The 26,991-nt window shown below is 51.5% G+C and carries 35 protein-coding genes and 1 pseudogene; 7 read left to right on the top strand and 29 right to left on the bottom strand.

The window, feature by feature from the left end:
• The 12 genes from ACOTZD_RS22185 to ACOTZD_RS22130 all read right to left on the bottom strand — a co-directional run bounded on the left by ACOTZD_RS22185 (position 1) and on the right by ACOTZD_RS22130 (position 10,837).
• Complete coding sequence (locus tag ACOTZD_RS22185) at positions 1–954, bottom strand: major capsid protein (protein ID WP_045911869.1); 954 nt, start codon at positions 952–954, stop codon at positions 1–3.
• 12 nt (positions 955–966) lie between these two features.
• Positions 967–1,737: a hypothetical protein gene (locus ACOTZD_RS22180; protein WP_126490777.1), complete on the bottom strand. Its 771-nt coding sequence runs from the start codon at positions 1,735–1,737 to the stop codon at positions 967–969.
• A gap of 86 nt (positions 1,738–1,823) precedes the next feature.
• Positions 1,824–2,915 (bottom strand): hypothetical protein, encoded by a 1,092-nt coding sequence (locus ACOTZD_RS22175; RefSeq protein ID WP_126490778.1) that lies wholly within the window; start codon positions 2,913–2,915, stop codon positions 1,824–1,826.
• Position 2,916: 1 nt separating this feature from the next.
• Positions 2,917–4,305: a DUF4055 domain-containing protein gene (locus ACOTZD_RS22170; protein ID WP_045911871.1), complete on the bottom strand. Its 1,389-nt coding sequence runs from the start codon at positions 4,303–4,305 to the stop codon at positions 2,917–2,919.
• A gap of 1 nt (position 4,306) precedes the next feature.
• Positions 4,307–5,614: a terminase large subunit domain-containing protein gene (locus ACOTZD_RS22165; protein WP_045349479.1), complete on the bottom strand. Its 1,308-nt coding sequence runs from the start codon at positions 5,612–5,614 to the stop codon at positions 4,307–4,309.
• Positions 5,592–6,581 carry a terminase small subunit gene (locus tag ACOTZD_RS22160; RefSeq protein ID WP_023314672.1) on the bottom strand — a complete coding sequence of 330 codons (990 nt, stop codon included), beginning with the start codon at positions 6,579–6,581 and terminating at the stop codon, positions 5,592–5,594. The genes ACOTZD_RS22165 and ACOTZD_RS22160 overlap by 23 nt, the downstream gene beginning before the upstream one ends.
• Before the next feature lie 219 nt (positions 6,582–6,800).
• Entirely contained in the window at positions 6,801–7,031 is a 231-nt protein-coding gene (locus ACOTZD_RS22155) for a hypothetical protein (protein WP_003859853.1), read from the bottom strand.
• A 1,095-nt stretch (positions 7,032–8,126) separates the two neighbouring features.
• Positions 8,127–8,396, bottom strand: coding sequence for a hypothetical protein (locus ACOTZD_RS22150; RefSeq protein ID WP_023314673.1), 270 nt, complete (start codon positions 8,394–8,396; stop codon positions 8,127–8,129).
• Positions 8,397–8,403: 7 nt separating this feature from the next.
• The gene (locus ACOTZD_RS22145) at positions 8,404–9,033 is read right to left on the bottom strand and encodes a glycoside hydrolase family 19 protein (RefSeq protein WP_023304238.1); all 630 of its coding nucleotides are present in this window, start codon (positions 9,031–9,033) and stop codon (positions 8,404–8,406) included.
• On the bottom strand, positions 9,033–9,314 hold the full coding sequence (locus ACOTZD_RS22140) for a phage holin family protein (RefSeq protein ID WP_022651286.1): 282 nt from the start codon (positions 9,312–9,314) through the stop codon (positions 9,033–9,035). Before ACOTZD_RS22140 ends, ACOTZD_RS22145 begins: the two co-directional genes overlap by 1 nt.
• Positions 9,301–9,687, bottom strand: a complete 387-nt coding sequence (locus tag ACOTZD_RS22135) for a phage holin family protein (protein ID WP_006811578.1) — start codon at positions 9,685–9,687, stop codon at positions 9,301–9,303. Before ACOTZD_RS22135 ends, ACOTZD_RS22140 begins: the two co-directional genes overlap by 14 nt.
• Before the next feature lie 178 nt (positions 9,688–9,865).
• Entirely contained in the window at positions 9,866–10,837 is a 972-nt protein-coding gene (locus ACOTZD_RS22130) for a P63C domain-containing protein (protein ID WP_421636368.1), read from the bottom strand.
• 506 nt (positions 10,838–11,343) lie between these two features.
• Between ACOTZD_RS22130 and ACOTZD_RS22125 the strand changes: the two genes are divergently transcribed.
• Complete coding sequence (locus tag ACOTZD_RS22125; RefSeq protein ID WP_006811580.1) at positions 11,344–11,715, top strand: hypothetical protein; 372 nt, start codon at positions 11,344–11,346, stop codon at positions 11,713–11,715.
• Positions 11,716–11,858: 143 nt separating this feature from the next.
• Here ACOTZD_RS22125 and ACOTZD_RS22120 read toward each other — a convergent pair whose 3' ends face one another.
• From ACOTZD_RS22120 to ACOTZD_RS22085, 8 genes are all read right to left on the bottom strand, one after another.
• Entirely contained in the window at positions 11,859–12,671 is an 813-nt protein-coding gene (locus tag ACOTZD_RS22120) for an antitermination protein (RefSeq protein WP_006811581.1), read from the bottom strand.
• Positions 12,668–12,805 carry a YlcG family protein gene (locus ACOTZD_RS22115; RefSeq protein WP_006811582.1) on the bottom strand — a complete coding sequence of 46 codons (138 nt, stop codon included), beginning with the start codon at positions 12,803–12,805 and terminating at the stop codon, positions 12,668–12,670. The genes ACOTZD_RS22120 and ACOTZD_RS22115 overlap by 4 nt, the downstream gene beginning before the upstream one ends.
• A complete protein-coding gene (locus tag ACOTZD_RS22110) occupies positions 12,802–13,158 on the bottom strand; it encodes a RusA family crossover junction endodeoxyribonuclease (RefSeq protein WP_006811583.1) in 357 nt (118 codons plus the stop codon). The genes ACOTZD_RS22115 and ACOTZD_RS22110 overlap by 4 nt, the downstream gene beginning before the upstream one ends.
• A complete protein-coding gene (locus ACOTZD_RS22105) occupies positions 13,155–13,436 on the bottom strand; it encodes a DUF1364 family protein (RefSeq protein WP_022651648.1) in 282 nt (93 codons plus the stop codon). The genes ACOTZD_RS22110 and ACOTZD_RS22105 overlap by 4 nt, the downstream gene beginning before the upstream one ends.
• A 2-nt stretch (positions 13,437–13,438) precedes the next feature.
• Positions 13,439–13,645: a hypothetical protein gene (locus tag ACOTZD_RS22100; protein ID WP_023314674.1), complete on the bottom strand. Its 207-nt coding sequence runs from the start codon at positions 13,643–13,645 to the stop codon at positions 13,439–13,441.
• Positions 13,645–14,244: a DUF1367 family protein gene (locus tag ACOTZD_RS22095; protein ID WP_023314675.1), complete on the bottom strand. Its 600-nt coding sequence runs from the start codon at positions 14,242–14,244 to the stop codon at positions 13,645–13,647. Before ACOTZD_RS22095 ends, ACOTZD_RS22100 begins: the two co-directional genes overlap by 1 nt.
• A gap of 404 nt (positions 14,245–14,648) precedes the next feature.
• Positions 14,649–14,882, bottom strand: coding sequence for a DinI family protein (locus ACOTZD_RS22090; protein WP_006811588.1), 234 nt, complete (start codon positions 14,880–14,882; stop codon positions 14,649–14,651).
• A 156-nt stretch (positions 14,883–15,038) separates the two neighbouring features.
• A complete protein-coding gene (locus tag ACOTZD_RS22085) occupies positions 15,039–15,443 on the bottom strand; it encodes a hypothetical protein (protein ID WP_006811589.1) in 405 nt (134 codons plus the stop codon).
• Between the two features lie 449 nt (positions 15,444–15,892).
• On the opposite strand from ACOTZD_RS22085, the gene ACOTZD_RS22080 reads away from it, so the two are divergent.
• On the top strand, positions 15,893–16,273 hold the full coding sequence (locus ACOTZD_RS22080) for a hypothetical protein (RefSeq protein WP_006811590.1): 381 nt from the start codon (positions 15,893–15,895) through the stop codon (positions 16,271–16,273).
• A gap of 132 nt (positions 16,274–16,405) precedes the next feature.
• On the opposite strand, the gene ACOTZD_RS22075 is transcribed toward ACOTZD_RS22080, so the two are convergent.
• From ACOTZD_RS22075 to ACOTZD_RS22035, 9 genes are all read right to left on the bottom strand, one after another.
• Positions 16,406–16,531, bottom strand: a complete 126-nt coding sequence (locus tag ACOTZD_RS22075) for a hypothetical protein (protein WP_006811591.1) — start codon at positions 16,529–16,531, stop codon at positions 16,406–16,408.
• A 319-nt stretch (positions 16,532–16,850) separates the two neighbouring features.
• Positions 16,851–17,270, bottom strand: a complete 420-nt coding sequence (locus ACOTZD_RS22070) for a hypothetical protein (RefSeq protein WP_023304246.1) — start codon at positions 17,268–17,270, stop codon at positions 16,851–16,853.
• The gene (locus ACOTZD_RS22065; RefSeq protein WP_006811594.1) at positions 17,267–17,527 is read right to left on the bottom strand and encodes a DUF977 family protein; all 261 of its coding nucleotides are present in this window, start codon (positions 17,525–17,527) and stop codon (positions 17,267–17,269) included. Before ACOTZD_RS22065 ends, ACOTZD_RS22070 begins: the two co-directional genes overlap by 4 nt.
• Before the next feature lie 3 nt (positions 17,528–17,530).
• Entirely contained in the window at positions 17,531–18,217 is a 687-nt protein-coding gene (locus tag ACOTZD_RS22060) for a DUF1627 domain-containing protein (protein ID WP_006811595.1), read from the bottom strand.
• Between the two features lie 16 nt (positions 18,218–18,233).
• Positions 18,234–18,986 carry an ATP-binding protein gene (locus tag ACOTZD_RS22055; RefSeq protein ID WP_006811596.1) on the bottom strand — a complete coding sequence of 251 codons (753 nt, stop codon included), beginning with the start codon at positions 18,984–18,986 and terminating at the stop codon, positions 18,234–18,236.
• Positions 18,987–18,988: 2 nt separating this feature from the next.
• Positions 18,989–19,879: a hypothetical protein gene (locus ACOTZD_RS22050; RefSeq protein ID WP_174402417.1), complete on the bottom strand. Its 891-nt coding sequence runs from the start codon at positions 19,877–19,879 to the stop codon at positions 18,989–18,991.
• A gap of 16 nt (positions 19,880–19,895) precedes the next feature.
• Positions 19,896–20,045 carry a ClpX C4-type zinc finger protein gene (locus ACOTZD_RS22045; RefSeq protein WP_223832652.1) on the bottom strand — a complete coding sequence of 50 codons (150 nt, stop codon included), beginning with the start codon at positions 20,043–20,045 and terminating at the stop codon, positions 19,896–19,898.
• Between the two features lie 382 nt (positions 20,046–20,427).
• Entirely contained in the window at positions 20,428–20,970 is a 543-nt protein-coding gene (locus tag ACOTZD_RS22040; RefSeq protein ID WP_006811599.1) for a toxin YdaT domain-containing protein, read from the bottom strand.
• A 2-nt stretch (positions 20,971–20,972) separates the two neighbouring features.
• A complete protein-coding gene (locus ACOTZD_RS22035) occupies positions 20,973–21,203 on the bottom strand; it encodes a helix-turn-helix domain-containing protein (protein ID WP_006811600.1) in 231 nt (76 codons plus the stop codon).
• Between the two features lie 111 nt (positions 21,204–21,314).
• Here ACOTZD_RS22035 and ACOTZD_RS22030 point away from each other — a divergent pair, with 111 nt between their 5' ends.
• The 5 genes and pseudogenes from ACOTZD_RS22030 (at position 21,315) to ACOTZD_RS22010 (ending at position 26,975) form a co-directional block, all read left to right on the top strand.
• On the top strand, positions 21,315–21,716 hold the full coding sequence (locus ACOTZD_RS22030; RefSeq protein ID WP_006811601.1) for a helix-turn-helix domain-containing protein: 402 nt from the start codon (positions 21,315–21,317) through the stop codon (positions 21,714–21,716).
• 196 nt (positions 21,717–21,912) lie between these two features.
• Positions 21,913–22,119, top strand: coding sequence for a phage encoded cell division inhibitor protein (locus tag ACOTZD_RS22025; protein ID WP_032674134.1), 207 nt, complete (start codon positions 21,913–21,915; stop codon positions 22,117–22,119).
• Between the two features lie 11 nt (positions 22,120–22,130).
• The gene (locus ACOTZD_RS22020) at positions 22,131–22,292 is read left to right on the top strand and encodes a YdaE family protein (RefSeq protein WP_006811603.1); all 162 of its coding nucleotides are present in this window, start codon (positions 22,131–22,133) and stop codon (positions 22,290–22,292) included.
• A 139-nt stretch (positions 22,293–22,431) separates the two neighbouring features.
• Complete coding sequence (locus tag ACOTZD_RS22015) at positions 22,432–25,851, top strand: RecE family exodeoxyribonuclease (RefSeq protein WP_174402418.1); 3,420 nt, start codon at positions 22,432–22,434, stop codon at positions 25,849–25,851.
• A pseudogene (locus tag ACOTZD_RS22010) lies at positions 25,826–26,975 on the top strand (RecT family recombinase). The gene ACOTZD_RS22015 and the pseudogene ACOTZD_RS22010 overlap by 26 nt, the downstream one beginning before the upstream one ends.
• The last annotated feature ends 16 nt before the right edge of the window (positions 26,976–26,991 follow it).

Here is a 26,991-nt window from a genome sequence, read left to right as displayed (position 1 = left end):
TTACTCCCCCACCGCGGATTCCAGTTTGATGAGAACGCCCGCAGTGGATTTGTTACTGGTGAAGTGTTTCTTCCAGTTGCCCGCGGTACCGATGGCGGTCAGGTCAGGATTATCACCTTTGGCGGTATCCCAGCTGTAGCCCAGCAGTTCAACGTTCACGGTACCTTCAGCGCGATAGCCAATCGCAAGGTTTTCCTGATCGTTGATATCGTAGGAACGGAAGCCTGGTGCCTGAGACTCGGTAACAGTCACTGCGCCGGCCACCAGCCCAAGGATCGCATCAGCGTCCATGGTGTCGGTTACCAGCACAGGTTTACCCAGCGTGCCAGGCTGCCCGCCGTAAACCACCACGCCAGCTTCTTCGTAGATTTTGTTGGCAATCGCCTCATCAACAATGTCGAAGTAGGTCGCAGAGTGCATCACGAACAGAGCCACGCGGTTAAACTTGTCGCCGTATTTACGCAGGCCACGCGTCAGGGTCTTTTTACCGTCGGTCGCAATGTCGGCGGTTACGACCATGTCGGTGTTAGCACCAATCGCCGCAGTCAGTGCTTTCAGACCATATTTCACGTAGCCTTCCAGCGTGGCATCTGCCACATCAACGCCGATCACTTCGGAGAATTCGTCGACAGAGCGGCCGCGGCGTTTGAATGCCTCTTCGGTGGTTTCATACGGGCCATATTTCCACGGTGCTTTGACGGATACGGATTCACCGGCGCCAATCTTCTTGCCGGTCACTTTATCGGTGGAGTTCGTGTCACGCGATTCGATAGAACCGCCCACTTTGTAGAAGGCTCGCTTGCGGAAATCACCTTCAATCAGTTCGTTATCCAGCAAAATCGCACCGTTGGAGGAAGCGTTGAACACTTCCAGGTTGTCCTGGCGACGCTCAAGAAACGCGGTCTGCGCCAGATCGTCATAAATAACCAGGTCGGAATTAACAGTCGTTGCCATGGTTTGAATCCCTTATTTCGGAAGTTTGAGGAAGGCCTGCTGGCCGTGTTTGCGGATGTAGTCCGCTTTGTCGCTGGCGCTCATTTCGGAACGTTTCAGGCTTCCACCACCGTTTGGCTTGTGTACACCCGCGCCCGTGCCTTCTGCGCGCGGGAACAGATGTGGAGCCGTCTCCTTGAGAGACTCCGCCCATTCAAGCGGGCTTAGTGGGGTTTTGCCGTCTTTGCCGAACAGAACATCGCCATTTGCATCAACTGCTACGGCCTCGCCTTCGTCGTTGAGCTGGAATGTGCCTTTGGCACGCAGAATAAGATCGTCAGAAGCTTCAGGCAGCGCGCCCGCTTTGGAGGCTGCTGCACGGATTGCATCCCCGAGAACCCGATCCCGGAATTTGTTGGAGAACGCTTCAGCTTTTTCCGCGCGCTCGTTCGCCGCTTTGATCTGCTTATCAACGTCAGCACGCATGCGCTCGGTACGCTTATCCAGCACCTCGTCAATTTTTCCGGCGGCGATAAGCTTCGCCTCTTCATCGTCAGAAAAACGCTGGAGAATGCCGCGTACAGCGTCTGGGTCGATACCGTCAAAACGTGACAGGTTTTCTTTTTGCTGCTTGATGGTGCCCAGCAACTCAGAGTTTTTTGATTTCAGGCCTGTAACTTCACTGGTCACACGCTCATCAATCAGCTTCTGGATTTCGGGGGTGATTTCGATACCGCCACCACCACTGCCCTCACCGCCGCTTTCAGGTGCGTAATATTTCAGAAGCATGTTTCGAATTAACATAATTTCCCCTCGGGATTTTGTCGGGCCTCGCCCATAAAAAAGCCCCGGCGGATGCCAGGGCGTGTAGAAAGTGATGGTTGTCAGGTTCAAGCGCCTGATAGCTGCTTAAGACGCTCCATGCTGATCCACTCGCCTTTGTCAGTGAACATATCAGCCAGGTCGATTTCACCCGCGCGGAACAGACGGCCACGCTCGGCACCCAGAACCTGATCCTGTCGCTGCGCCGATTGTCGCCTCAGCCATTCCAGATACGTGGTTTTCGCCGATACCTGTCCGTCCATGCTGGCGCGGGTACCATCGTCCATTTCATCGATATCGATACCGAGTTCGCGCCACGACTTAAGAATCAGGGTTTCGGTAGAACGGCAGCAGAAATGAATTTTCCCGGGCCCTTGCAGGTAAGGTACTTTATGCCCGATCGGTTTATTATCCAGCGTGTATCGCAGCAGGTCGCGAATAATGCAGTCGTGGCTGGTTTTATTGTCCAGCGTAGACAGCCACTGCTTACCCTTCACGATGTCACTGTTGGCGCTGGTGAAGCTGTTGCGCGCGGTGGCAGCCAGATGATTAACGGCTGTTTTAGCGATGCTTGCGGCGTTTGCCCTGCTCATCTGAAGCGCGCCGTCGCGATAGACTTTATTGGCATGACCGCGCACGCTTCGGGAGATGGATTCAACCGTGTCGCCAGCAAGATAGCCACGGCGTACAGCGTTTACGATCCGCGCCAGCCTGTCCGATTCCAGATTCTCCGCCCACTCACTCAGCAGGCGCCCCTGAAATGGCTGAGCCATCGCCGCGGCATAAACCATATCGGCGGTGATTCCCTGTAGCGGGTAGCGTGCCAGCACCTGTGAGGGAAGAAGGGAATCGAACAGGCTCAGCTGATAACTGACCTCATTCCTGGAAAGCGCAAGCAGTTCCCCTTCCAGCCCGGACTGCATCGAAGCGACAGCCTGATGGTTAAGTTCGCGTACGCTGCCGAGCAAGCTTTCCAGACGTGTAACCGTGAAGCTATCAGCCGGGAGCCGATCCAGTGCATCCAGCAGGCGGGCAGACAGTTCTGCGTCTGTCTCGTTGAGCAGCTTCACCATTCGGTTAGCCACGCCCGTCGCATAGCGGCTAATCCAGACGGAATGGGTAATGGCCTCATCCCGCAAACTTTCGTTGACTGTTGCCATATCAGCCCCCGGTCAATGAGGGCGCCTGATTGCGGAGCGCATCAATCACATCATCCGGGCTGTCTGCCGGGTTGATGAGGTCGAGTTTCTGAAGCGCCCGAATCATGTCAGTATCGCGCAGTGCGCCGGACTGCCATGCATTAACAATCGCGGTAACCATCCCGGATTCGGCAACCTTCGCGATAAATTCCTGGTTGATGGTGTAGCTCGTCGATTCGTCCTTAATTCCGAGGTACTTCGCACACCAGCCCAGCGCCAGCGTGTAAGCCTCGGAAACGTTTGAAACGCAGATACCCAGCACTGATGTTGATGCGCTCTGTTCACCGCTTGCCTGTGTTGCAGTCTTCGCCGTGGCGTTCTGCTCAATTAACCTGGCGCCCAACTGCACCATGTAATCGCGTTTGCTGTCCATGGCCTCTTTAGCCAGCATGTTCGGCTGCGCCTGGGCATAGCCAAACGAGCCATCTTTGGGAAGCATTAGCGGTGAACGGGAACCAATTTTTACTCCGGTCTTCTCAAGGTGATCTCGCCAGTTGGTATCAAGCCCAGTCATATACGGCTGCACCTGACCACAGAACCACACGCTGTCCTCATAGTCAGCGCTGTTTCGATAATGGCCATGGTTTATCTCCACCAGCGCGGCCAGCGGTGAATCATCGATAGTGGGATCGTTGTTCTGAGCACCGACAAAGGTGAACGGGATTTCGTCCCAGTAGTCCTTCCCTTTCGGCTTAGGGTGGTATTCACTGTCAACGCTGTAGGTTCCGCTTGCGGTGCCACCTGCCCGGCGCCATACACGGCAGATAAACTTCCCTTCTTCCAGCGCCAGCTCGCGGTACTGAATTTCGTCCTTGTAAGCGTAACCATCCGGCTCTTCTACGCATTCGCGCAGGACCACCAGTACCAGCTGATCGCGTCCGTTAATTCGCTTTGTTCGCCAGTTGATGATGTTCTCTGCCGGATAGCGGAGAATGATCGCTTCGTCTGATGCCTCTGCATAGTCAACGTAAAGCCCATCACGCGCCACCTCCAGCACGTTCTCAACCACCAGCTGCGACTGCTGATAAATGCTGGTACCCGCCCCGTCAGCATTATCCAGCAGGTATTTCAGCTTCTCCGGGCCGTTAAACGTTGGGTCTTTGCGATACGCCATGCCAAGCATGCCGATCTTCGTATTGCCGGCAATGGCGTAAAATACAGCGCGGCGCAGATAGTCCTCGTTGCGCTTACGGTTGCGCGTGGATTTATCGGTTGGATCGAGATAAGGCAAGTACTTATTGCCCGCCGCTTTTACGGCCTCAGCGCCTTTGCAAAAGTCTCTGTATTTCCGCCAGGCAGCAGAAGCCGCCCGGTGTTCTGGTCGAACCCAGGTGATGTCGTCGTTTGCCATATCAGAAAGTGGTGTCCATGGTGATTGAGTATGCCGGTTTCACGATGGGGTAATCCTTCACAATGAAGTACCCACCAGCATCATTGGGGTGATCGTTATCCGCTGATTTATCCGGTTCGCCATTAGCCGCCCAGATTTGCTGCTCGAGGCTCTCGGTGTAGACCGGGCAATTCTGGACGTTGACCAGATAGCGGCGCTCACCGTTGGCGTTGCAGAACATGGCGTTCATTGAGTTAATGCGGTCTTTAACCGGCGGGTTGGCATCATCAACGATGACACTGAAGCCGGCATCGTTAAGCTGGGCAATATCCGTCTTGCTGGCGTTCTGCGATTTGCGGGAGTCGCCTGACGCATCCGGGTAGATGTAAATCTCCCGGCTCTTCACATAACGCCCATCCTCATATCGCCAGAACTCTTCCTGGATACGCTTAATCATCGCCGGCGTGTCGTAGACTTTCACCAGTTCGCGAACCGCGCGCGGTAGCCCGTTACGCTTTACGTGAACAATCGCGGCCATTTTCCCTACGTTGAAGTCCATACCGATAAACAACGGATCCCCATCCTGAATCTCGTCAGAACAGTTGTTCAGTTTACGGTTAAAGGTGTGGTAAATGGTCCCACTGTTGAGGTTGGTGAACTTCCCGCGCAGGTATGCCTGAATCAGTTCATCAGGATAAGAACTCAGCAGCGAGGAAATGTAATCCGGGGGCAGGTTCTTCGCGTTGTCGAACGTGCTGGCCTGAATCAGCCCATACAGAGCAGAAAGCTCAGGCTTTTCGCGGACCGCCTTCACGAACTGCTGGTAGACGAACTTGAAGCCCTCCGGCGTAGTCGTTACATCGATGCCGTTACGCAACCCGTCGACTTTGTAACGCATACGGGCGATGATTTTTCGCCAGGCCTGCTGCGCTTTGGCAGCCGCCATGACGTCCAGTTCATCCACCATCGCATTACCGATTTTGAAACCAACTATCGAGCCTGGCTTCTCCATTGAGCGGCAGATTGTGGTTCCGCGGTATCGTCGCCCCTCGTAGAAGTGAACCTCTTTGTTCCCCTCATTGATTATGACGCTCAGCCCCCAGTCAAAGGCCACTTCCTCAATCGTCGGGTAGAAGATGTCACGGATCTGCGGGTACGTCGGCGCGAAATAACCCTGGTTGATTTTAGGGTGCTCCCACATCCCCTTACAGATGCCGCCACAACCCACCCACGTCTTACCGGAACCGAACCCGGCAACGTAGGCTTTGAATTTGTGCTGCATCGCGAGGAAACGCGCCTGAGGAATGTTAAGTGTCGGGCTGATCCCCATCTTCCGCCCTCGCGTCCACTACGTTGATATTGATCTGAACTGGGGTCGGTTCGTCACCATCACCATCACCGGCCAGCTCTTTGCGGAGTTTCTCAACCTCCAGCTGCCGGCGGTCGATTTCGATCTGCTGGAGACGCTGAGCGAACTCGCTATCCGCCAGGCCAAGCCGTTTCATTACGGCTTCGAACATACGCTCACGGCTGATAGCGGTTATCTCGACGCCGTTCTTTCCGACCTTTACGCCGGAGTAAGCGAGTCGCGAGACTGGCGAGAGTTTACGCGTATCAGCGAAGTAAGGCTGGCCGATACCATCGCCGTTACAGCGTGGGCAGGCAGGGTTAGGCTCACGATTATGGTCATAGCCATAGCCACCAACATCAGCGGGCTCGCGACTTTTCCGCTCAAGCGCTTCGAGTCGTTTCTCTTCGAACTCCACCATATCGCGCCACTGGTACTGGTGACCGAATCCCCAGCAGTAACGACACGCGCCGCGGCGATACTGCGATAGCTGGTTTGCATCGAAGGTGGCAAGCTGCCACATCTGCGCGAGGACTTCATCGGCACCGCCAAGCGTGCGCGCAATGGAGGCTTTCTGTTGTTGTGCAATAGCCTGGGCAACTGAAGTTTTCTGAAGGAGTTGATAACCAATTTGTTCAGCGGATTTTTTGCTGTAACCCGCCCTGATAGCTGCTTGTGTGGCGTTACCATCCTTTAGGTATTCCGCAACAAATAAGCGTTGCTGAGCAGTAAGTCCATCATCATCCATCAGCTCATTTGCGCTTTGTTCTTTCTGCGCAATGCGCACTTTTTTCTGCGCAGGTTTTTGCGCAGAAGTTTTTTTGATATATCGACGGGCGGTAGCGTAGTTCAGTCCCTGCGCTTCACACCATTCCTTTGGTGATACGCCGGTTGCGGCATGTTCGGACAGGAACCGTTGCTGAAGCTCTCCCCAGTCCGGTTTTGCCATTATTCACTCCAATAAAAAAAGCCACCAGCGAGTGCCAGTGGCTTGAATGTGGTAATCAGAAATGGGTTCGAACCGTTGGGACAAACAATATTAAGCGCTCACCCGCTGGATTAAAGTAGCATCACGCTTCGTCTGGCCGATATGAACTCCTGTATCACTCTACTGACGTATAGAACCAAGCATGACCCATCCTACTGCTACGCGCCAGTCTCGCTGCTTTCAACCAATCAGAGCATCATAAGCCTCGATAATTTCTTTCCTGCTCACGTATCTGTCGGCTGCCACCAATATGGCTCCACTTTCGCCTTTCAGAAAAGTTGAAAAAAAAATCACCACATCCAAACACCTCACCTCATCATTAGCATACAGATAAAGAATCTTGCTCCGATAACTTCGAATTTTCAGCAACTTAGCAGGCTCATCATCAGCAAAAATCAATAGCTGTGCCATAAAATCTCCTTCTACACATAATTCCTTACAAGAGAAGATTGTTAGTCCCATGAACACTCAATCACATTGACGAATCTTTTGCCTGTGATTTACGTTACCTTTAATATCCCAAAAGTCTTTTTTAACTCATACACCTGAATTCAATTCTGAAAGAAGTGAAAATGGCAGCAAACAAATCACCAGGAGTTTAAGTTTATTTAATTAGTTATAGTGCAGAATGCTTAACCCTGTATATAGAGTTCGCTTCTTCGCACTTTTCTTTCAAGTATATGAACCGGGTGGATACTTCACTGTTTGAGCAGTTCGTCACAATGCAGTAACCCTCTACCCACGCCTTTTCATCCTTTTCGGCAAACAAACTTTCGAAAATGGCAACCCAAGTGCTGTTAGGCATGCGTTCCAGTTCAAAATACTTCATTGTCCCTCCCTCACGAAGGGTTCTGTACTCATCCAATCCTAAGATTTTCATACTGCATCTCACGGTCTTTTTAATGTTATGATTTCTAGCATCATATCCAGGCTTTTCCTACCCCAAAATCCATGGGACTCTGCATTTTATCATCATTAGCAACCAGCAGATGAGCTTTGTAATAGATGAAGAATGCGCATAAGAAAGCCATAGCTATTCATGTGACATGCCTGTCCTCAGTATTGGATTTAGGTTACCTTCTGGATAAAAACTTACCCATCAACATTAAAAATACAACGATTCCAACAGGCACTCCAACAATAGGTGTAGCGAACGCGCTTACTCCCACGGCGGCAACCATACCTCCCAAAGTACTAAACATGATGGGTATGATTAACATAATGATAGCCTGGGGTATTCCTGCCTTCCAGAGGAGTAACACCATAATGACAACAAAGAACACCATGAGAAAAGGCATTGTTTGCCCCCTTAATTAAACACACTCTCTATATAACGACCATTTGGAAAATTTATTTAGTTATCTTTCAATTAAGGCCTACTTGCAGTTCGCCTGCCACGCTTTGTTATGCGCCAGGATGTCGCGCTTCGTCTGCCTGTCCAGTACATCCCAGTCGTGCGCTGTGCAGTAGATGGGTTTAACCCAGTCGCAAGACGTATCGGCTACCTCAACCCTTACGGGTCCAGTTGTCCCGCAGCTCGCGATCAACATCGTCGTCAGACATATGGTTAACAGTCTGCTGTACATTGCTGGCCTCTTTCGTTGCTTCTACCCGGCGTTCGGCTGCTGCGACCGTTGCCGCTGCGTTATCTTTGGTGCGCTGCTGGTCGGCTTTCGCTTCAGCTTTGCTGGTGCCGCGAATATGGCCCAGGCCAAAAGCGCCTGCAATGGCGGAAATCACCAGTGCGGCCAGCCCGATTATCGTTTCGATACCCACTCTCACCTCACACCAAAACTGATTTCGCCAGATTAAACAGCGCACGGCGTTTATCCAGCCCGTTGCGGCCGCCATTGATTAACAGTGTCACGCGCTCAATGTCGCCGGAATGAAGAAGGCAACCGCGGGAGGCATAGAACCATGCGGCAGAGCGCGCGGCGTATTCATCCTTTTCAAGCAGCTCCGGATGAGTAACAAGGTCCAGTTTCAACGCCTGGCCACAACTGCGATAGTTGCTCAGGCCGGTAATCTGTTTCAGCCCACGACCGCGATATTTCCAGCCATCACCAGCGACCTGATTGCCAAGGTGTTCTTTTCCCCACTCACCACCGTATACCAGATTGGCGATCGCTTTCTGGTTTGCCGGTTGCGTTGCCGTTCTGCCAAGTGCGGCGGATTGCTGTTGAGTGATGCGGTGGCTGCCGAACGTCGGTACCAGGTTTTCAACCGCGTAATTCAGGTTCTCCACCAGTCGGGTAAATCTGGTGCTTTCATGCCCCATCTGGGCAATAAACATGGCCTGATCAAGCGGTGCGGTGATGCCGTATTCCTTCATGGCGGCGTCGATATGCGGAAACCAGCGCGCAGCTAATCCCGCGCTGATACCAGCCGCCTTCTGAAATTGTGATTGGTTCATTAGTGCCTCAGATGATCAACCAGACGTGCAACGTTGCCTTTGACGGCCACCAGCACGGAAAGGAATATGATATTGGCCGCAATGGTGGCCCATGATGAATGCGGGTAGATCCCACACAGGTACGCCAGCGGTACAGCGCTGTAAGTGACGGTAATCAGCCAGGCTAAACGCGAAATCCATGGCCGATGCCGCGAATCACCACGGCGGTAAAACATCAGAGTAATTACAACTCCGGCGCAGAGCAGCGCGTTGATAGTTGCTGTTGGGTCATTTAGTACCACCTGAACCTCCCCGGCGCGTTATCAGCGCCACCAGCGAGCCGATGTCCTGCTTGTTCAGGAACGTAAGGATTTGAACGGCTAACGCAGAAGCTATTACGGCACCAATAGCATCCAGAGGCTTCTCGGTGTACCCCGTCCAGGATGTGAGTTTTGCCCCCAACAACCCCGAACAAAGAATGCCGACGATATACGACACGAAGAAGTATGCCAGGCGACGTAACACACTCAGGTCAGCCGCTGTCGCTATGTAGAATACTGCGCCTGCAAATGCTCCAAAAACAACACCGTAATCAGTTCCGGTCAATAGACCGTAAACACTGGCTCCAGTCAAAGCTAAACCGGCCAGCCCTGTGCCGGAAAATGGATCGGACATAGGTCTCCCCTCATATAGCTGTGTATCCTCTCAGTAATGAGGGGAATAAAAAAAGCCCGCACGGGAGCGGGCAACGAATGCAGATATTTATTTTTTTCAATTTCAGAACGAAGATTATCGGCAGTATTGGGAAAGACTTTAGACAATAAAAACCCGGCGCGGTGGCCGGGCAGAAAGTTTATAATTCTGGCTTGATACGGCCAAAAACTTTTTCAATGCCGGCCTCATACTCCTCTTTGTTGTCGCTCATTGCTGCAACGCCAAGAAGTTTGCCGATGTGTTGTCGTAAGGCCTTGACGCCAATTTCAGAAAGGAAGAGGTGTAACTTATCTGATTGCTTTCCATTCTCATCCCTACTGGCGCGAATTTGCTCTAATATCTTCCCCTTACTCTTAGCCAGTGGGACGTAAATTTGCATATTAGTCAACTGTCCAAAGCGGATCGGCCTGCCTTTTTCCGGACGATTAAGTCCATATAACCGATACCATTCCTCATACAACTCGTCGGGAAACTCTTTCTCATATTGGCGGGCTTCCTCTCGTACAAATGCCTTAAAAGCATCGATTACCTCTTGAACTTCAGGTCGATAACCGGCCAATGCATAGGCTACGCCTTTTATACCTGATTTAGCGGAAGCATTTATTAGTTTTTGAGCTGTATCGGCAGCAGGGATTCTAGACGGTGGCAGAGCATCGGCACTTTTTGCATCTATCAGCGCCTTTCCGATATCAACGATCACATCAATATCAAACCCATGAGCGTTATTGATGTTTTTGGACTGCCCACTATATTGAAAATTAATAGGATTTTCAATTTTCGATTTTAAACTTGGACCACCAAACTCCTTCATGTAACCAGCGCTTAGTAGTTTATCGACATCCCTTGCGAAGTTGCCGATACCTAAAAGTCGAGCAAGTCCAGCCTTAGTAACTACTGCGGTTTTCGATTCATCACTTAAGACATAACACTCAGCATCTATTCCAAATTCATCTTTGAAATTACCCATATGGGTGGCTTTGTGAATTTTATCCCTCCACCTTGCAGCAGCAGCCTTTTTGGCAATGTCAGAACGCTGCTCTTTAGTAAGAGACTTCGCCCTGGCAACCCCGCCCTTAGCTTTACCCTTTGGATCTTTCTTGTCGCCTGACATATGCAAGCACCTTTCTGTAAAACATGCTTGCATAGTCAAGAGCATATAAAAGGCCGACGGATGGTAGCCTTCAGTAAACGAATGTTGTAGTGCTTAATGGTCCACCATCGAGGATTCGAACCTTGAACCACAGAGGTAGAAGCTCCGTGCACTGACCAGTGGAAAAAAAAGACCAGCATTGGGTTGCTGGTCATGGGTCATGCAGTTGTCTCTGCGAAGCGGGTGTCTCCCCACCCAGTATTTTCAGTATCGAGAGCATTATCGAATGCCACTTTAACTATAGCATCGCGGTAAAAAATCGCTTTGCCATATTCCTATGGCTCACACTCGGAAGGTTCTGTGACCCATCGTGTAACTCATGACGCGGATATGGCAAAGGCACGCCGGATCACGACCAGAAATTTTAATTAAATAGCTTGCGAATGGTGCCGATAACCTGATCACCAAATGATGATGTGTCATCTTTAAGCGTACCAGTCAAAAATGGATAACGAGGAAAACCATTAATGCATAAAAAATTGAAGTTAGCAGGAGCATTTTTATTAGCTATTTCTTCTCTTCCTGCATACACAGCTGACAAAATTGACGGCTGGATCTTTCTGACAAATACAAACAATTTCAACTTCTATGGTAAGGAACGTTCATTGACTGAAAACAAAGGTATTCGGTCAATAATCATACAAGAAGTTCCAATTTCCAAGAACTCCAGTGCGAAAATTCTCTACTCTCATTTCACCATTCCTTCTAAAGCATGCAAAAATGAGTTTGGTGAAATAACAATGTATGAAATGAGCGGAAAAGTTGCTGGAAAATATGATTATGTTAAAGGTGGCTCAAGTGCAGCCGCTTACATAGCTGATCTTGTCTGTGGAAATTAATGAATTAGCTACAAAAACCCGCACTAAAGCGGGTTTAATTTCATTTGGTCGCAATAATCAACTGTGGAAATCATACAGGACATTTTTATGCAAAGTCAACCCTAACATGCAAAAATGCGTCGTCATTTGCTTCGATCATATTATTAAGTTGTTGCCTTCTCGAATTCGACAGCCGCTTGACATTCCCACTTGCGCAGCGTGTCCACAAGCATTTCAAAGAGTGGTTTCCAGTTACGCGACCATGATGACTGATGAAGGTCAGGGAGTCGCTTCAGAATGACGCGATATACCGTCGCCGAGGAGATAGCAGAGAAGCCAATACCAGAGCAACGTTCACACGTTTTGAAAACTGGTACGCCACGTTCCTTCGTTGCTTTACGGTCCACCACTTCACCTATGCCGCCGCAACGACAACGGGCGCTTATCGTTCCCTTGCCTTCGCAAACATCACAGACCGCCGGTACAACCTCTGTTACCTCTGTCCACAGCTCCCAGTCAGACGGACGAACGGCACGGGAGCGGCTGGCCCAGTATGGCGCTTTACCCCAAGGGTACGAAACCTTGCGGGTGACCTGCTCTTTAGTGGTCCGGCCGGTACCACAACAGCTGTGACACATCACGCTGGTAGCCGCCGAACAGGAATACTCCGCGAAAGCAAACTGCGCCAGCGTCAACATGCAGGCTCCGAGCTTATCGCCAGCGGCTTTGCGGACATTTTTAGGGGCGTTTTTAATGGCAAACTGCGCCAGCGCCTGAACTGCGAGTTGTTCATCTGTTTTGCTAATGCCGGCTTTGCCGAAGAAAGCAGCCAGGCCGAAGCGCGCACGGCTGCTGGTGGTGCCAATGGCCGCCATAACATCAGTGCCGGTGAGACGATCCGGAGAGGTTCCCTTTACATCTTCGCTGATATGCATTCCCTGAGGACTAAAATGTTTAAGTGCTGCTTCCAGTTTCATGTGCCCCTCTGCTTTGATTCAATTCTGATGTAATTACGGAAGATGCGGTAATCCACCAGCACCGATCCCCGGTAGCGGTAAATGCGAAGGCGCTGCCAGCGCGCGCGTAGTACCTCAAGCGTTTCTGGCTTCATGTGGCCTCCCCGATGATAATTTGCCCGGTTTCTCCCCAGATTTTGGTAACCCGCCCGTCCCAGACATGGCTATCCTCGTCAAACACTGCATCCAGCAAAGCTTTTTCCAAGTTGTCTTTGTCCGGCTTTTGTTGATGAGGCTGGCCGACATATTGCTCCCGCTTTGCCTTGCTCCAGCTCTTTGGCATGGGGATAACGAAAGTGACGTGATATCCGGCTTCAGGCAATTTAATGCCCAGCAGCCGGACCTGCTCTTTGTATGCCCAGTAAGCAGCCGTTGCCGGGCGTTTATGCCATCGGTCTCGCTGGGTCATTCGTGGTTTGCCAATCGGCGTAATTTCGTAAATTTTCATGCGGGCACCACCAGCCCGCGGCGGGCAACTTCAATCACTGTCAGAACAATCGCGCGGTCCATAAGCTGCCGGCGCTCTTCCCTGTTCAGCTTATTTCCGTTATCAATGCTGTCATGACAGCAAACGCAGAGCGCAGCTGTCGCACAGTCATCGGTTTTTAATCCCATGCCTTTCCCTTCGTTCCGGTGTGCCACCTGCGTTCCCCATGCTCCACAAAGAACACAACGCTCGATCTGCCCAACGGCGGCAAGCCATTTTTTGCTGCGATAAATAGCCATGCTCACCCCCATATCCGGTTTTGCCACCGGCGATTTATACGCGGTGGTTTATTGCCTTCAGGCAGCCGGGCGCTGACGGTCCAGGTGATGTAATCGGAGTTCAGGCTGCGCTCTACCTTTACGCCGCGGCGCCGGTATTCCGCCATGAGTTCTTCGGCTTGCTGGGTTGTGCAATCGGTATGATGAAACCAGGTATGCTTCATCCCCATCACCCCGCGAAGCTCATGAGCTGCGCAGCGGCGTTCTCCGCCTCGCCCTGGTCTCTGAACGCTTTTGACAATATCCAACGCCAGAGGACATCGAGCGCGGCCTTGTACAGCTGCTGGAACTCAATTTCGTCCATGTTGGCGAATGAAATACTGCGTGGGTGCTTCTGAAGTGTGCCATCCGGAAGTTTGATAGCGTCGTAATGCCCGGCCTGAATAGTCACCCAGGCGCGGTATGCATCGAAAGATTTACAGAGGCTGATCCCGTTTGTTACGCGGCGGCTCGCAACCTGCACAAGATAGTGCTCAGCGGCATCGAGCAGTGCGCTTTCGTTTCCGCCATAGGAAGCCAGGAATTTAGCGTAGCCGGTAACCAGCTTGCGCTCGTTGGAGGAGATTGCGCCGCCGGTAGGCTCCCAGTATTCGAAGCCCAGATTCAGCAGAGCGAAGAAGCGGCGATGAAACGCAGGATTGCGTACCTGTTTGAAGTCGGCCACCAGCACGGCGCCGAGCTTGATTTTTGATTGCAGCAAATCGCTGGTCTCCGGCGTAGCCGGGATCAGGATCCCTGAGGACTGCTTAATGAGTTGTAACTGCGCCATGGTGTTCACTCCGTGGCGCATCGCGGTCAGGTTGCTGGTTGTTCAGGCCAGCTCAAGAATTATGATTGCGTACGTAGTGACAAGTCAATTTTTAGAAGCCATTTCCCTTACAATTTCCATAATGGTTTCTTTGGACCAGTAACGATCATCCCTACTTAGTTTTCTGTGAGTTATGGAGCTATCTTTGGTGGAAATTATATAGCGCTCTTCCGCCCCCAACTTGAAGGACAGCAACTCCCTTCCTTTCCCATCGGTTATGGTCACTCGCAGATCTGACTGAACTACACCCTCCACGGAATCCCCCTGAGCGACATACAGACGCGATTAGAAATTGTCGGCAGCAGCATCAAAGGGATTCGCAAATTGCGGTATTCTGAAAATGCGCGCTACCCCTGAGTACACCCTTAATAGAACCAGTCGTCTGCACTTTCCCAGGTTTCCTGAAGGATACCTTCAACCGTCTTCTTCGCTTCCTTTGCCCCACCATAAACGCTTAACCCATCCGAACCAGCACGACGAACAACCAGACTGCAATCCTCGAACTGATTCCGGAGCCGTTTTAGCAGTTCTTTTTCCAGCGCTGGCATTGCTCCATCAGGAAGTTTCTTTGTGCGATCAATGGTTAACTCAACTTTCATGGTGGCCTCCTTTGCACATACTGTGTTTTTATACAGTAACCCGCAAACTCAGAATGATCAACCTGTTAAGAGCACAAAATGTTAAAAACATAAACTTTTAGACATAAAAAAACCTGCCGAATAAGGCAGGTTATTTGTTGCTTTTACATACGTTGCTTAATAGCACTGGAATATGGTGTTGAACTTTGACTCTGTATTATAGGTTCCGTAAAACCCAGCCATCTTTCCTATTCCCTTGCTATACATCATGCTCCCTGAATAGCCAATAATCATATTTTCTTTCGCAATATTCAGTATAGGACTATGGAAAACCTCACCGTTTCCAAAATTTTCAAACATAATATCGAAACGATTACCGTAATCAATAATCACAGTCCCTGATGGAGACTGGCTATCAAGTTTTGCTTCTTTATAATTCGTGATGCTGCATTTTTTTGTGGCAGCACCAGCCGGATTGTTGAGATTGGTAGCAACTGGAGATTCTACATATCTTGTTTGTTCTTTAATCACGCAACCTGATAACACTGGAAGCACCATGCCCAGAAGAAGGAATTTTTTCACGATTAGTCCTTTGATATATTTCTGACAAGATTATTCCTCAGCAGAGTGTCGAGAAAAAGCTGAAGCCTAATAATTAGGATTTTCCTCAGATAGGATAGCAATATTAACCACAATACGATATCGCTTGTCATCAGGCCGCCAACTCTCTTGGCACACAAAGATCAGGAAGATTCGCCCTCACCAGCGCCTCAGCGAATGGCGGAGGCACAGCATTGCCGCAACGGATTAATGAGAAAGAAAAAACCCGCCGAAGCGGGTTTGCTTTGCGTCACTAATGAAACTTCTCTTACAGCGAATCACGAGCGAAGCATTCTCGCGCACGTTGCGTTGCTAAGGCTACGGGGTTGAATGGCTCTCCGTGCCCATTTAAGTTGGTAAGCGGTGTTTTGTTGAACGGTTTTTGAGACGAAGATAGAATCAAACAAAACATTAAAAATGGAATATTAATTATGGATAAGAAAACCGCATCGCTGGGCTTTTCTGCTCTGTTTGTTGCGAGTGTCGCTTTTGCTGAAACTACAAGTAACTGGGTTGAGGTTACCACAGCTGATGATGGCGTTTTTTCAGCAAAAGCAGGGACATACAGGAATGTTAAAGGTGATTCATCTGCCTTGTTCATGTATCAAACAAAAAATAAAAAAGTAGAGTATTACAAAGTTAGTATTAAAGATGCCGACTGCGATAGTGGATATGGAGAGATAAAACTCTTCTATATGGATGGGAAGTTAGCTTTCAAAGGTGATTATGTTGCCGAAGGGAACAGCGTCGGCGCTGGTATTGGTGATTTTATGTGTGCCGTTAGAGGTGCTGCTAACTCACAAAAACGTTAAAGGAGGGGGCTATTGTTAAAACAATAGCTCATAATCCATATCAGAAAAATACTGATTCCGCCATTTCTGGATAAAACCCTTTACGCTCCGGCCATAGAGAATTACTTCTGTGCTCTGCTGGGGATTTAGCCATCATTCAACCTGCTGTTGCGGCGGCAACTCATCACTATTACTTACAGGTTGGCTACCCTGAAGATTGGCGGCGCGGCAGGCATTCCAGCCGCAACGAAAAGTGACATCAAAGTTGTCCTCTTCCATGAACCTACACTTGTACTCTTCGCGTGTCAGCTCACCAGGAACAGATACCTGCGCTGGCGGGGCGGAGTAAATACTCGTCCTCAATGCCCTCAACGGGTTTTGAGAAGCCGATAAAATTACCGTTATGCCAAGGTTAAGGGCCGTATGGCTCAACGGTCACACGACGCCAGCAAAGAATGGCAGTCCCCGCTTCGAGCGATTCCAGCGCTAACTTCATCACAGCAAGCGCCCGCATCTTCGTTTACGATGCCAGGCGTTGCATCGCGCTCTTCTTCAAGCTCCGAAATGGTCTTCAGGAGCTATTCTTTTAGGGTATTGCTCATGATGCTGCTCCTTTGCGAAGTTGGGCGGCGAACTCGCGGGCATCATCACCGCTGATATCTGCATGCATCTCTTTGGCGAACATCTCCACTGCTTGCGCCCGAACTTCAGCTAGGAAAGTATCGGTGGCCGGGGTTTCTCTACGTTGCATTACGACATTTATCGCCTGCTGTAAGCCCACATCAGGCCTCATGGAGCCGTGCGTGTTGAATGCGTCCAAAGCCAACAGCATTGTTTCGCTGTCAGTTGCCGGGACTTTTTTCAGCCCCGCATTCTCCGCAGCCAGCGCAGCGAGCTTGGCTTCTGACTCGGCAAGTTTCTTACGCAAACCAAGTTCACAGCTATGCGCACCGCTGCGCCCCCTCTCAAAAGAAAATCCGCAGTCACAATAAAAAACGTTGTCTTTCTCGGTAATCATGCCGCCGCCTTGTTGTGTGAAAAACGTTTCAGGTCAAAGTCGATTGTTGCCCGCAGGTCACGGAAGATACCGCAGCGCCCGTGGCGAACTAGACCACCCTGCTCCACCGCTACGCGGAGATATTTATCCGCTGTGGTCCGGTGAAGGCCGAACATCGCAACGACGTCATTCGTGGTGATGCGCCCCTGCTCCTTCACCAGTTCGATAATTCGGTTGATGATCAGGGCGCGTTCTCTGTCGGTTTTCTTTCTGGCCATCGGTTATTCCCTCCCTGTCAGCTGCTGCACGAGATTTCTGTGGCGACCAATAACACGAACCGCGTCACGCAGTTTGGTCAGTTGCTCCAGCTTGTTTCTGGTGCGGCGGATTTCGCGAGAAATGTCCCGCACCGCTGGTACCGCTTCGACTGCGTCGCACCCTTCGGTGAACGAGGGGATTTCACTCACGATCTGTTCGACTGGTTTTGCTTCTTCCGGCGCGGCAGGTGCCTCCGGTACCGGTTCTTGCTTAAGGGGTTCTGTAACAACCGCAAGGGACCAGGTAACGCCTTTGCCCTTCCCGTTCTTCACCACAACGCCCTGGCGCTCCAGCGCGCGAAGAACAGAGACCATTCCGCGGGCATTGCGATTGACGGCCGCAGCCAGCGAAACTGTCGTCATTGCCCCTTGCTCACGCAGCTGCTGTCGGACGACATCAGGATCAACGGGTTCCGGCTCCTCACCTTTCAGACGCGGCGCCGGATGAACAGGTGCCTTTGGCGTTGACTGCTGAGACTGACCTTTCACGGTACCGAGGAACCAGCCGCCGTCTCCAAAATCGCATAACCCCTGATCACGCTGCTCACGTAACATGGTGAGCGCATCGACCGGGTCGATATCAAGACGTGCAGCAACTTCGCGGTATGTCGCCCGGCCCATTTTTTCCAGTGCTTGAATTACGGTTTCCATGGTTTTTCCTCTGAAATTATTTAACAGGACGCAGATGCGACACGTTTTTTCGATAACTTTCCCAGTCGAAATTCACCCAGATACCGCCATCCATCTGAAGACGATCCATAACGCGAGCGCCCAGGGTGTTCACCAGTTCGCCGTGGTTCAGATTGGTCAGGATGCCGACCGGACGCATCGAGGAAAGTCGACGGTCAATAACTTGATTGATGATGACCTTCTCGCCACTGGAGCCGCGCTGAATACCGACCTCATCCAGCACCAGGAGATCAACGTTACACAGGTCGTTTAGCAGGGACGATTCGGACTGCCCGTCGTCGTAGCACTCGCGAACACGGAGCATCAGGTCGGGGATGGTCACTACCAGAACCGAGTGGCCTGCACCCAGCAGGTGATTGCCAATTGCCGCGGCAAGGTGGTTCTTACCGGTTCCTGGCGCTCCACTGAATACAAAGCTTGCGAAGCTGCCGCCGCCGAAGTTCTGCGCGTAGCTTTTTGCCATGCTGTATGCCTGGCGCTGCTCCGGCCCTTTCACCTCGTAATTGGCGAACGAGCAACTGCGATGCAGTGCCTGGATGCCGGCACGACCAAAAATCTTTTCTGAGCGGGCGCGCTGGTTCATCTTGTCGATTTCTCCGGACCGCTTACGACCTTCGGTTTCCTGCCACGCCTGCCACTCTTCAACGCTGGTGAATTTTGGCTGAACGCTGGCCGGGATAATTTTCTTCAGGCGCTCAAGTGCGCTTCCAGTACCAATCATATTTTTCATCGCTACCCCCTGAACCCTGGTGGGATGGATTTATCTGGACGAGAAATGGCATTCAGATCGCGCATACCTGATGGCGCCGTCACTTCCCAGGCTTCCTCATAGTGTTTCGAAGGGCCATAAAACGTTGCCGCCTGCTTCACGTACTCCGTATTCAGCTTCCCTGTAGCCCTCACGAACTCAGCGTAACGCCGGGTGCCGTCAAGCAACTCCTGAACTGTGGCACCTGTTTTAACCCTGGCCTTCCAGGCTTTGCAGGCGTCAGCCTTGCTGTTGCCGCCTGAACGCTTTGGATAAATCGCCCATGCCTGTTCGAAGTCGTCAGGGTAGGGATTTTTTTTCTGAGAGGTCACACCATCGGAGGAGTCATCACTACCTGGGGGTGTGGCGGAGCCATGCCCCAAAATGTTTTCTTCTTCCTGTTCCTGTTCCTGTTCCTGTTCCTGTTCCTGGTTAAGGAACGGTTCCAAAACCCTTTCAGAACCCTTTAGTTTTGCGCCTCCGAAATGAGCTATCGCATCATTCATAATCCGCGCCAGCTCTGGCTTGACGGACGACTTATCCGGCACCTGTGAAAATAAGCGCATGGCCGCTATACCCTGATTGGGATTCTCAACAGGGTTCCAGCTCATGAAGTTCCTGATCAGAACCCATTTCGTGGTAATATCACGCGTTGCGAAACCGTTCTTGGATAGTTCATCAAACCCTTTCGAAACCCTTTCGGAACTCCAGTTAAGGTCTTCTGAAACGTATCCATCAGGCAGACGGAAACACCCAATCATGTTCGTGTGTTGTCCCGTGAGCAGGTACAGCGCAAGCAGACGAGCATCATCAGAAACTCGCCGCATTCCATCGCTTATCCAAAAAGATGTATGCACCTTGCCGTAATCACGCATAAAAACCTCTGAATGCTTAAAGTGCTGTCGGTTCGTCAGTTTTTGCTGAGTGCTTAAAGATCACCTCGACGCACAAAAAAACGCAGTCCTGACAGATGCATCCACCAGGCCCAGCAATAAGTGAGCCATTGAACTCGGTGCTTTTAACTCCGCAGAATGAGCACATGTAAAAATCTCGTATTTCTTTTTTACTAGCTGTTTTTTCTGTCATAATCCCCTCGTAATTTCGCCTTGAATTACATCGAAGGTCGGTTCCGTTGGCGCGGCCCGGCCTTCACCTCTTTCAGAACAGCCCCTGCTGCTTACCGCGCTTGATGCGCTTCGACTCAAACCGGTCTGCCGGCACAGTCTGTTTTTCAGCCCATAACTTCGCGTGACGCAAAACATCATCGAAAATCCTCCCCTTACGACTTGCCTGAGACATTCGCTTGTACATATCGACGGCCTGGAATGCCCCCCCCCCTGCGCGACAGCTGCGGTGAAGCCCTGCCGGATAAGTTCTTCGCGAACGTGCTTTTCAATAAATTCGACATGATTCACTGCACACCTCACATGACGCCCGGGCCCATGACTGCGAGACCACTCAGAACCTGAACAACAGCCTCGCCAGGCAGAAGCGCCAGCAGGTGTTCAATGCCCTCCCTCACCTCTTTCACCAGCTGGTGCTGCGGCGCCCTCAGAATCACCGCGCGTTTCGCTTCCCCGATCTCCTTCTCCATCGCTGCATAACGCGTCATAAAGCAGTCCTGAGGTACCAGGCGGCCACGGAACTCAAGCGGTAGAACGGCGATGATCGCGGGCGACAGCTGGCTGATGTTTTTGCGCGCATACTCCGTATCACCATCGAGCCAGCGGAAGAGTTTCTGACGCTTACGGCTCAGGTCTTCGGGAAATTCCAGCCCGGCGCCGCCCTGTCGTTCCCACTCCTCAACGATGATCCCGGCAACGACATCCTGGTTATCCAGTGACGCGGCCCAGGCACGAACGGCATCGCGGATCTGTTCGTGCTTATCTGCCGCGCCTGGCTGATTGCGATTTATCATCGCAACCGGAGTTAATCCGGTATTTTGTTGATATGAAATGGCGTGCATGTTCAGGACTCCTGTTTTGGCAGCCCGTCTGTGGGATTTGGATATGCTTCGGGATCAATTTCATGAGGGGTAACCACCCAGCCCAGGAGCTGGCATAACGGGATGATGCGTTTCTGTGGAATTCCATTTTTATAAATCCACTTCCCGACAGCCTGACCGCTGATACCAAAATGCTTACCAATAGAGGCCCGGGAAGCTGCGTTACTAATTTTTTGCTGAGTTTCTTTGTTCATGTGCTCTCCTTTTGTAGATGGATCGAAGCATACATGACGAAAGTTTATGTTTCAACAAACGAAAGATATTGTTTTAGTGCTGAGCGAAACCTTAGGTTGTAAAATGTGCGTATGAATGAGATTAACTACCCAGTGTTTGCCAAGCGAATTCAACAGGTCATGACAGAAAACGGCTGGAACAAATCCGATCTTGCCAAGAAAGTCATGCTCTCTCACACGGCTGTGCAAAATTGGGCCAAAGGGAAAAACGTTGCGAGTGGTGAAAGACTAAAACGGTTAGCCGCTGCCACGGGTAAACCCGAGCACTGGTTCTTTCTCCCCATAGAAGAAATTGACTCCTCCGAACGCTCTCAGAGGGAGCTGGACGAAACTGAATTAGTGATGCTTTCTCTCTTCAATCAGCTTCCCGAAGCTGAGAAGCTACGTCTTATCCTTCATACGAAAGGCGTCTTGAATGATTTAGAGCTGCTCAAGAACGACGTCTACGACCTGATAAACAACAACCACAAATAAATCTTTCATCACGATAAATCGAATGGCACCTGAACGGTGCCTTTTTTTTGCCTCGATACGAAATTTATACTTTCACATCACTTTACAAGCGAAACTTAATGTTGCATCATTGAATTCATCGACAACAAGCGCACCGTTGTCAGGTTAAGAAATGTTCCGCCAGCCTGGCGACAAGGGCAAACAAGAGGGAATCATCATGGTTCATCAGCACTATGGCACCCAGACGGTCAACCGCGGCGCAGTTATGCCAGGCATGCTCGTCAAACACAAAGATTCAACCTGGACCGCGTCTGCTAATGCACGAGGCCGTCTGTATCTTCACCGTGGCGTCGAACGCACCTACACCAAAGATTTGCTGGTTGAGGTCTATTTAAACGGCGTTGGAAATGGCCTTAGCCATTAACGGAGGGCGTTATGCAGGAAAAGAAATGCGCGTACTGCCGCAAGCCGATCGAGCAAGGGAAGGAAGTTAAAAACAAACTGCTCTTCATCCACGGCTCGCAGTTGAAACGCGAACAACGTGATTACTGTTCTGTGCGTTGCGCTTCGTTCGACCAGATGGCTCACGAAGCATAACGTAAAAACCCGCCGAAGCGGGCCTATACGTCCGGTGACACCGACCAAAGTTACACCGGAATTTATACCAAACCAAAAACACCCCCAATGGGCGCTATTTCTGGCCCGGGGATCTTACATCCAAAAATGAGGATCTGACATGGAATTTTTCCATCTGCTCAAAGCCAGTCAGAAATCTGGCAAGAAAGATGCGGTTATTTGGTTCACTGCGAAAAGTGCAGCCCGCGCCAATCTCCAACTCGATGTTGCACTGGAAGAAGCAGGCATTGAAGAAACTGGCCGCGGTAAAGACTACGCCAAACCGATCCGCACCGATTTCCCCGTATATAACGACCTTCCGGAAGAAGGCACTGTGGATTACACCTGGTGCGAGCGCTACGCACTCCAGGACGATGGACGCACCTGGCTGCCAAAGGCTGTTGCTGAGTCGACTAGCCCTGTGGACAACACTTCCGCTCCGGAAACGACCGTTAAAGTCGAAACTATCGACGAGAGTGTTACGCTTGAAAACCGTACTCCAGCAGTCCGTTTTGCCTTCCACCTGACCTGCGACAAATATCAGACGCATATCAGTAAAGAGCAGCAGCTGGCTGCCAGCGAAATGTCGCTGGATGAAGGCAACACCTATCTCCAGAATCTGCTCCTGGCGAAGAATGACACCCCTGAAGTTGCCGAACTCAGCCTGAGCGCTGAATGGAAACTGGTCCAGGCGATTAAGCAGGTATTCGCGCCAGATGAAGAGCACGAAGTAAAGCTACTTGCTGCTTTCATGGCCGACTGGTTGAGAGTTGATGCCGGTGACCGTAATGAGGTAGTGAGAGAGTGGAAGAACGGAAAGCTTACTCTGCTCAAATCAGAAAGAACCAGCGACGCCAGGGTTGAAACTGATCAGCATATCGCTATTGATGACGGTATCCAGATCGGCGAGCACGACGATGAAAACACCCGTTATCCAGTGTGCAGAATGCCCTTCCGCAAACAACTTCTTTCACAGTTCACCACCGACGAAATGCGCCACCACGTAACCCGCGAGGAGTACGAAGCTATCAGCACGCTCGAGATGGACACTGACAACAGCTACGTTCAGAACCTGCTGCTGGCGGCAGAAAACTGCGAAGAGGTTAAGGGTTACGATACCAAAGACCTTTGGCGCTATACCGACGCCATTCGCAAGGTGTTCAGCCAGGAGAAGCGTCACGAACTCGCTTTGGTTCTTCGTTTCACCAAAATATGGACTGAAACTGATTACATTGACCGTGGCATCCTGGCGCGCGATTGGGCTGCCGGAAACCGCATCAGCAGCGTGCAGCGTACTGATTCCGGCACTAACGCTGATGGCGGCCATGTTACTGACCGCGGCGAAGGCGCACACCATACGCTGGACTCTCTCGATCTCGAGATCGCCTGCGCCCTGCTGCCGATGGACTTCAACCCACACGAAATACCAGGCAGCGTTCTGCGCCGCGCGAAGGAAATTGTCGCTAAAAAAGAGGAGCCGTGGAAATCATGGAGCAGCATTCTGCGCAACCAGCCCGGCGTTCTGGCGGTTAACCGGACGGCAATTTTTAACCTGGTGCGTATCGCTCCTGAGAACATCCACAAGACGCCTGCTGCTCACTTGGAATTTGTTAATCGAACGATGACAACAAATTTCAATTCGACAACAGAGTTAATGCCGCTGCCTTCTGCCGCTCCAGGTATTTCACGTGAAAACGTGGGCAAGCAGCTGGCAGCCGAACGTGGTGAGTTTGTCGAGGGTATTAGCGACCCAACAGATCCGAAATGGGAAATGACCCAGCGTGTGGCCACCACTACTCACGAAGAGAATTTACAACGGATTCGTGAAGAAGGTGCGCGCCGCCGCGCCGAGGAAGCGAAAGGACAACCGAAAATCACAAGTATGGGCAACGGCATATTTTCCATTGATGCCCTGCTCAACCAAAACGCCTCAAATGAAGCCGAAAAAACGGAAAACGCAGCGGAGACCACCAGCGATGTGCAGATGGAAACGACTCAGCCAGAGAAAGTCGAAAATACTGATCCGGTACAACCAGGCGAAGGCGCTGATGCAGTTGATACGCAAGCAGTTACCGTAGCTCCGGTAGAGATACTGGCCGCTGCCGCGCCAAGCCTGGCGAATCAGGAACAGGCCGGTGATCACCAAAAAACAGATTCTGCCATCAAGGAAGAGCCAGAACCTGCTCAAAGCGAACCAGAATCGGCACAACACGAACCAGAAGTGCATCAGGAAGAACCATCTGTTGAATATCCTGCTTATTTCGAGCCAGGCCGCTATGAAGGTCTTCCGAACGAGGTTTACCACGCCGCCAACGGCATCAGCTCAACCCAGGTAAAAGACGCCCGCGTCAGCCTGATGTACTTCAATGCGCGCCACGTTGAAAAAACCATCGTCAAAGAGCGCTCCGCTGTTCTGGACATGGGCAACTTAGTGCATGCGCTGGCGTTGCAGCCTGAACAGCTGGATGCGGAGTTCAGCATTGAACCGGTTATCCCGGAAGGCGCATTCACCACCACGCCGACACTGCGCGCCTTTATCGATGAGTACAACGCCAGCCTGCCGGCGCTGCTGTCTGCCGACGACATCAAGGTGTTACTGGAAGAGTACAACGCTACCCTGCCCGCTCAGGTGCCGCTGGGCGCTAGCCTGGAAGAAACAGCGCAGAACTATATGACGCTGCCAGCTAACTTCCAGCGTATCGATGCAGACCAGAAGCAGACGGCAACGGCAATGAAAGCCTGCATCAAAGAGTACAACGCCACCCTGCCGACGCCGGTTAAAACTAGCGGCAGCCGTGACGCGCTGCTCGAGCAGTTAGCGATCATCAACCCTGACATGGTGGCGCAGGAAGCACAGAAGCCACAACCGCTGAAAGTCTCTGGCACGAAGGCAGATCTGATTCAGGCCGTGAAGACAGTCAAACCAGATGCCGTGTTTGCCGACGAGCTGCTGGATGCCTGGCGCGATAACCCGGAGGGGAAAGTGCTGGTCACTCGCCAGCAGCTGGGCACCGCACTGAATATTCAAAAAGCGCTTCTGGCACACCCGACCGCTGGCATGCTGCTGACCCACCCGAGCCGCGCCGTCGAGGTGAGTTACTTCGGCTTTGATGAGGAGACGGGCCTGGAAGTTCGTGTGCGCCCTGACCTTGAGATCGACCTGGACGGCGTGCGTATTGGTGCTGACCTGAAAACCATCAGCATGTGGAACGTTAAGCAGGAAAGCCTGCGCGCCAGGCTACACCGGGAAATCATTGAACGTGATTATCACCTGAGCGCGGCTATGTACTGCGAAACCGCGGCGCTGGACCAGTTCTTCTGGATTTTCGTCAACAAAGACGAGAACTACCACTGGATCGCCATCATCGAGGCATCCGCAGACCTTCTGGAACTGGGCATGCTCGAGTACCGAAAAGCAATGCGCGCTATAGCAACCGGCTTCGACACAGGGGAATGGCCAGCGCCAATCATCGACGATTACATCGACGAACTGAACGACTTCGACCTGCGCCGCCTTGAAGCGCTGCGTACTCAGGCATAAGGGGAATGATGATGGAAAACATGAATATCGTAACTGCTGAGCAGCAGGCTCCAAACACTATCTCTGCCAGCAACTCAATTTTCAACGTTCAGGCACTGGGTCAGTTGCAGGCTTTCGCCGGGCTGATGGCCCAGTCTGTCGTTACAGTACCGGCACACTTGGCAGGAAAGCCTGCGGATTGCATGGCGATTGTTATGCAAGCCATGCAGTGGGGCATGAACCCTTACGCGGTGGCGCAAAAAACTCACCTGGTCAACGGCCAGTTGGGTTACGAAGCGCAGCTTGTTAACGCCGTAATTACCAGTTCCAGTGCCATTCATGGCCGTTTTCATTATCGTTACGGCGGCGACTGGGAACGTTGCACCAAAACCAAAGAAGTGACCCGTGAAAAAATGGGTAAGAACGGTAAGTACACTGTTGCCGAACGCGTTCGCGACTGGACTGATGAAGACGAAGAAGGTCTCTATGTTCAAGTCGGAGCAATTCTTCGTGGTGAAAGTGAAATCACCTGGGATAAACCTCTTTACCTGTCGCAGGTAGTTACTCGAAATTCGCCGCTGTGGGTTTCAAAGCCCGACCAGCAAATAGCCTATCTCGGCGTGAAATATTGGGCGCGCTTGTACTGCCCGCACGTGATCCTAGGCGTTTACACGCCTGATGAGATTGAGCAGCCCACCGAAAGGGAAATTAACCCGGCACCGGTTCAGAAAATGAGCCTGGCTGATATCAAAGGTGAAAATGTAGTAAACACGCAGGATCCTCAGGAGCCATCTGTAAATATCGACACCCTGGCCCAGGATTTCCGCGACCGCATTGAGGCCGCTCAGGATGTGGATAGCGCCAAAGCAGTCCGTGCCGACATCGAAACGGCTAAAGCGACGCTTGGATCCGCACTGTTCACCGAGCTGAAAAACAAAGCCGTTAAGCGGTACTACCTGGTCGATGCACGTAACAAGGTTGAGGCGGCTATCAACTCCCTACCTTCTCCGGAAGAACCGGACGCGACAGAGCGGTTCGCGGAAGCCGAGCGTGTGCTCGCATCTTCAAAGCGTCACTTGGGCGACGAGTTGCACGATCAGTTCAGCATCACCCTGGCGGATATGAAACCGGAATACGTGGACTAAGGGAGGCGGGAGGGTC

It is taken from the genome of Enterobacter cloacae complex sp. SHL022 (genome assembly GCF_049237785.1).
Lineage (GTDB): Bacteria > Pseudomonadota > Gammaproteobacteria > Enterobacterales > Enterobacteriaceae > Enterobacter > Enterobacter hormaechei_C.
Note: the sequence above shows the minus strand (reverse complement) of the source record. Positions and strands in the feature narration are given on the sequence as shown.